A 5,403-nucleotide genomic window follows, 5' to 3' on the forward strand; every position below is an offset into this window, starting at 1 on the left:
AGAAGGTTGTCGCTGTCGGCAGGAAGGCAAAGAACATGCTGGGCAAGACACCGGATAACATAACTGTCAGCCAGCCACTGAAGGATGGCGTCATCTCCGATTTCGAAGCGGCCGCAACCATGCTCAAGTACTTCCTGGCGGACATCGGATACAAGAGATTTGCCGCAAAGCCAAGGATCGTCATCTCCGTCCCGTATGACATCACGCCGATAGAACGACGGGCCGTGCGAGAGGCCGCCGAATCGGCCGGTAAAGGCGAGGTATACCTGATCGAAGAGCCAATGGCGGCGGCGATCGGGGCCGGTCTTCCCATTACCGAGCCGGCCGGGAGCATGATCGTTGATATCGGTTCAGGCATGACCGAGGTTGCCGTTATAAGTCTCTCCGGCATCGTTTACTGTTATTCCGTTCGCATAGCCGGGGAGGAGATAGATGAGGCCATCGTGAACTATATCAAGCGCAAGTATAATCTTCTCATCGGCGGGCAAACCGCGGAGAAGATAAAGATCGTTATCGGCTCGGCTTATCCGGGTCCCGGTGAAGATACACGGACGATGGAAATTAATGGCAGGAACCTGGTAGACGGGATACCGCAATCACTCAAAATATCATCGCCCGAGGTACGGGAGGCAATAGCCGAGCCTATCCATTCCATAAGTGATGCAATACGCATCGCTCTCGAAAGGATGCCGCCGGAGCTTGCGTCGGACATTATCGATACGGGTATCACCCTGAGCGGTGGCGGGAGTCTCCTGAAAAACTTCGATCTCCTGATCGAAAGAATCACGCAGGTTCCCGTCCATGTTGCCGACAACCCGATGAACGTAGTGGCCGAAGGGGCAGGCAGGGCGCTTGATGAACTGGCCCTTCTGAAAGAGATTTCCAGGTAACTTCCACAACATTTTTTGGTTGGTTGCTTAATGTGACGGTGCGTTGCAGGAAGCAACGCCGCTTTGTGTGAAGAGACAGACCATTTCCGGGAACCTCTCCCTTATTCCTCGCATCGCCCGTCAAAACACCGCTTATCGACGGTGATTGGACCAATAATGCCGGTTTATCCAGCTGGCACGCGCTTTGCTTTACAAGAGTCATAGACATTCAGTAACGACGCCGGGAAGGTTTTTGCGCAATGAGCAACGGTGAATCGAACGGTGTGGAACAAATCACGAAGGTCGTTTCCTATGTCAAGGACGGGTTGCTCGCGATCTATTACTGCGACAACGAGGAAAAGGCCAGCGAAGTGCGTCGGCAGAACGGTACGGTCATTCATCGCACAGGCAGTATCCCTGACGGTATCATTAAGGAGTATTACAGCAACGGCGCCGTACGGAAATCTGTTGAATTCAAGGACGGCTTCGAACACGACCTTTGCACTGAATACTACCCTGGCGGAGAGATGTTCGAGGAATGCCATTACAGACGTGGAGTGTTGCATGGCCCTTCGAAGACGTACCGGCAGGACGGCCTGCTCTGGATGGAGACGAATTATAAGAATGGCGAGCTTCACGGACCATTCACGGGCTACTTCGACAATGGCAGCGTTGAGAACAAGGCGGAATACATGAATGGCAGGCTTCACGGATCATATATCGCATATGACAAGCAGGGATTTGTTATTGAGGAAGGAAATTTTGTGAAGGGGAGGAAACAGGGCACCTACCGGGTGTACCATTATACCGGTCATCCGTCCAGGATAGAGAATTACAAGCAGGGCAAGCTTGTTTCGTGCGTAGAATTCGATGAGGATGGAAAGACCATCCCCACGGTCGGGGTAAAGAAGAATTATACCAAGAGGTAGGGCGGGATGAAAAAGAAACAGATCTACATAACCCAACACGACATGGAGAGACTGCGCGCACTTATGGAAGTCTATGCCGAAAATACCGATCTGCTGGAAGAGATGCTCGACAGGGCACGGATAGTGCTTCCAAAAGATATCCCGCACAATGTCGTGACGATGAACTCCACAGTCCATGTCAAGGATATTGATACGGGCGAAGAAAGAACATTCACACTCGTTTTCCCGGGGAACAAAGCGGGTAACGACGCTGTTTCCATCCTTGCTCCGGCGGGGACAGCGCTTATCGGCAGCCGGGAAAAGGACATTGTCGAACGGCAGGTGCCGGCCGGAAAAAAGAGGATGAAGATAATCGAAATAATATATCAGCCTGAAAGAGAAGGAAGATATGACACCTGACCCGTACAGGGCAACAGGACACGGTTAATGCGCAATGACCGAAGAATTTGCAGTGGATCTATCCGAAGACATGATGCGCCTCTATTTGAAGGACGTCCGGAGGTTGCGACCGATGACGGCATCTGAGGAAAAAAAGATCTGCGCAGAGATCGAACAGGCGGAAATGCAAGAAAAATATCTCCTCTTTACGATACCTCAGGCCATTAAAGAGCTTGTCCTGATAGGAAAACGGCTAAGGCAGGACTCAATGAGTATTACGGATTTTATGAATGACGTTGACGGAATTCATTCCTCGAGGGAAGAGAAAAGCCATACAGAAACCGCAATCTCGTCCATACATAACGTAGAAAGACTCAGCAAGAAGTTAAGGACCTGCCTGGATACAGACGGCCCGGAAGAAGACTATGCGAAGATCAGGGAAGAATTCGAAGACGCGGTGGCCAGGCTGAATATCAATAAGGACATTATTCAACAAATAATAGAGACAATAATCAAGGACCCCGAGCGCATTGAGATGGCCGGGAAGAAGGAACTGCGAGAGCTGCGCGATATAGACGATCGTATCGGAACAATCAGGGAAAGACTTGTCCAGGGGAACCTGCGGCTCGTGATCACTATTGCCAAGAAATACCAGAACAGGGGGCTCGACCTGATGGATCTGCTCCAGGAAGGCAATCTAGGGCTCATGCGGGCTGCAGATAAGTATGATCATCGAAAAGGCTACAAGTTTTCGACATATGCCACCTGGTGGATTAGGCAAAGCATTGTCCGCGCGATCTCGAACTCTTCTAATATCATCAAGATCCCGCTCCACGTCATCGAGAAGAGGACGAAAATCAACAATACGGCGGCGAGGCTTTTGCAGGAGCTTGAGCGCGAGCCCGACCTCAAGGAAATATCCGAGAGATCGGGATATTCCCAGCAGAAGATCATAGATATAATGGCCATCCCGGATCCCGCTATATCCCTTGAAGCGATTGTCGGGGAACAGGACACAACCATCGGGGAATGCGTAGCAGACTACAATGGACGGTGCGCCTTTCAGGAGCTTGTCGACGAATCACTGAAGGAAGAGATAGGAAAGGTCCTTTCTACCTTGACCAAGAGGGAAGAGAAGGTCGTCAGGATGAGGTTCGGTCTTAACGGCCCAGAAGGCTATACCCTGTCGGAAATCGGTGACACTCTCAACATCACACGCGAATACGTCCGCCAGATAGAACTAAAGGCAATGAAAAGGTTGCGTAATCCACTCCGGAAAAGAGTGCTGGAAAGCTTCCAGGGATAGAGAAGGATGAATTATCTCGGATGCTGAAGGGGCCGAGTATTGACAAATACCCTTTCAGAAAAACACAATAGGAGGCGTCCACAATGGGAGACAGAGGCGGAAAGAAAACCAAGCATAAGCAGTCAAAGCAGAAGGCCAGCAAGCAGGCCAAGCAGGTGCAGCAGAAAAAGGACAGGCAGCCCCGCACAGAAGAAAAGGTCGGGTTAAGCAAAACAGCCGGAAGTGCCCGGTCTTAAAGAAGGCTGGCGGAGATAATTATGGGTCACCGGTCACACGTTAGCACGGGAGATGATATGATGCTTAGGGAAAACCAAATAGGATCTCATGTCCTTTTACAGCACAGGCCACCCCGTTCGTGTCCATAAGGGAACGGCCACAAAAGACTCTCCGCATACCAACGTGTATTTCAATGCACGCTCCCCCATAACCCTGACTCAATTGTCTGATCACTTTCCCCACAGGGGAGCATTTTTTGCAGCCATGCCCATCCGCGCCCCCCACGGTAATTTATCCACCCGGAAGATATCCTGAAAAACAAACCGTGGGGGGCAACTTATGTTCCGGGTTATAAAACATCCCTCTCTTGACAGGCTCCTTCTGCCCGGAAGATATCCGGCTACTAACGTGTGTCTGCTGCCCGAATTCGAGGAAGATCAGGGTTGCAAAACGCAACTGCGGGTTGAGTTATGCAACTCTCACGTCCGAACATCTTCCCATAGCCGGCAAACCGGCTCAAAGCTTGGTGGTACACCCTTTGCTTGTATAATACACTATCGTCGGAGACAGGGGCGGGGAGAAAACCAAACATAAGGATTAAAAGGAAAATGTCGACAAACAGCCGGGTAGCTAAAGCAACCGGGTTCCCTCTGTGGCCGAACAGGCCCTGCTGGATTATTCCCTGCTAGTGCACGTTAATGTCGGCTCCTCTTTATTGAAATAAATAAGCTGTCCGCAACAGACTGCCAGGGTTACATTCCCGAAACGGATGATTTTCGCACCCTTGCCGCAAAAATAACATTTTATCCTGGCACCTATAATACCCTCCGGTTTTCGATATACCCACAACATTACATCCTCATGTATTTGAGCCCCACAGCTAATAGTGAGATTTCTCTCTCTATCTCTTTGGCACAGTCGAAATATGCATCCTGATCGTCATGCCAGGGATCCTTTATATCCCACACGAGTAACTTGCACGACACGGGGGGGCAAGCCTCCGCGATTCTCGACGACATGGCCACGACATAATCAATAGCGCTGAGGTCGACTGTTACTATGCTGCGCGGCGTATGACCGGACGCATCAATATTGAAGTGTGTGCGCAGTATCTCGATCGCTATTGCCGGATCACCGGGCCCATGCCGGCTTACTCCGGCGGACGATACCTCGGCCAAACCCATCAATTTGTTCCGTGCGATGGCTTCAGCCATTAAACCGCGACAAGCGTTTTTATAAGAGACGAAAAGCATGCGGACCATACTACCCCTCCCTCGTCTAATAGAATAACTCCCGACAGTCATCACTTACCGCTATCTATGCATTTACCAGGCCATGTTCAGTCGGTAGAAACCGATTTGAAGTTGGCGGCACGGAAGATGCAGTAAGAGAATGAATGAATAAAGATGGCTGGACAAGAACCGGACGGATCTGCCCCTGAGGGTTGCCTTTTTAAAAACCTTTTCAAAATCCAAATGCATTGGGCTCGAAACAAGCTAGTTCCAGTGAGTATGTCAGTCGATTATTTAAGCGAGGCGCAATATGGCGGCAATCAAGGACAACACGATGATGGTAGAGTGTCCAATCCGGCCGCCTCGAACACCCAATCCGGTTTTATCCGAACGGCTTCTCAGTAGTCCTCTCCCTGCCGTCTCTACTTTATAAAAGTGTTCGACCTTCCGTCAAGGTCGAATGTATTTTCCGC

Annotated in this window: 6 protein-coding genes; 5 read left to right on the top strand and 1 reads right to left on the bottom strand. The window is 50.5% G+C overall.

Annotated elements, in window-relative coordinates; translation table 11 throughout:
* The 5 genes from PHC90_14260 to PHC90_14280 all read left to right on the top strand — a co-directional run.
* Positions 1–890: rod shape-determining protein (locus PHC90_14260; GenBank protein ID MDD3847507.1), on the top strand; the 890-nt coding region annotated here is incomplete at its 5' end.
* Between the two features lie 239 nt (positions 891–1,129).
* Positions 1,130–1,798 carry a toxin-antitoxin system YwqK family antitoxin gene (locus PHC90_14265; protein MDD3847508.1) on the top strand — a complete coding sequence of 223 codons (669 nt, stop codon included), beginning with the start codon at positions 1,130–1,132 and terminating at the stop codon, positions 1,796–1,798.
* Between the two features lie 6 nt (positions 1,799–1,804).
* On the top strand, positions 1,805–2,197 hold the full coding sequence (rnk, locus tag PHC90_14270; GenBank protein MDD3847509.1) for a nucleoside diphosphate kinase regulator: 393 nt from the start codon (positions 1,805–1,807) through the stop codon (positions 2,195–2,197).
* Between the two features lie 112 nt (positions 2,198–2,309).
* Positions 2,310–3,482, top strand: a complete 1,173-nt coding sequence (locus PHC90_14275) for a sigma-70 family RNA polymerase sigma factor (protein MDD3847510.1) — start codon at positions 2,310–2,312, stop codon at positions 3,480–3,482.
* Positions 3,483–3,565: 83 nt separating this feature from the next.
* Positions 3,566–3,718: a hypothetical protein gene (locus tag PHC90_14280; protein ID MDD3847511.1), complete on the top strand. Its 153-nt coding sequence runs from the start codon at positions 3,566–3,568 to the stop codon at positions 3,716–3,718.
* Between the two features lie 831 nt (positions 3,719–4,549).
* On the opposite strand, the gene PHC90_14285 is transcribed toward PHC90_14280, so the two are convergent.
* Complete coding sequence (locus PHC90_14285; protein ID MDD3847512.1) at positions 4,550–4,960, bottom strand: low molecular weight phosphatase family protein; 411 nt, start codon at positions 4,958–4,960, stop codon at positions 4,550–4,552.
* Positions 4,961–5,403 lie beyond the last annotated feature (443 nt).

The sequence above is a fragment of the Syntrophorhabdaceae bacterium genome (genome assembly GCA_028698615.1).
Classification (GTDB): domain Bacteria; phylum Desulfobacterota; class Syntrophorhabdia; order Syntrophorhabdales; family Syntrophorhabdaceae; genus Delta-02.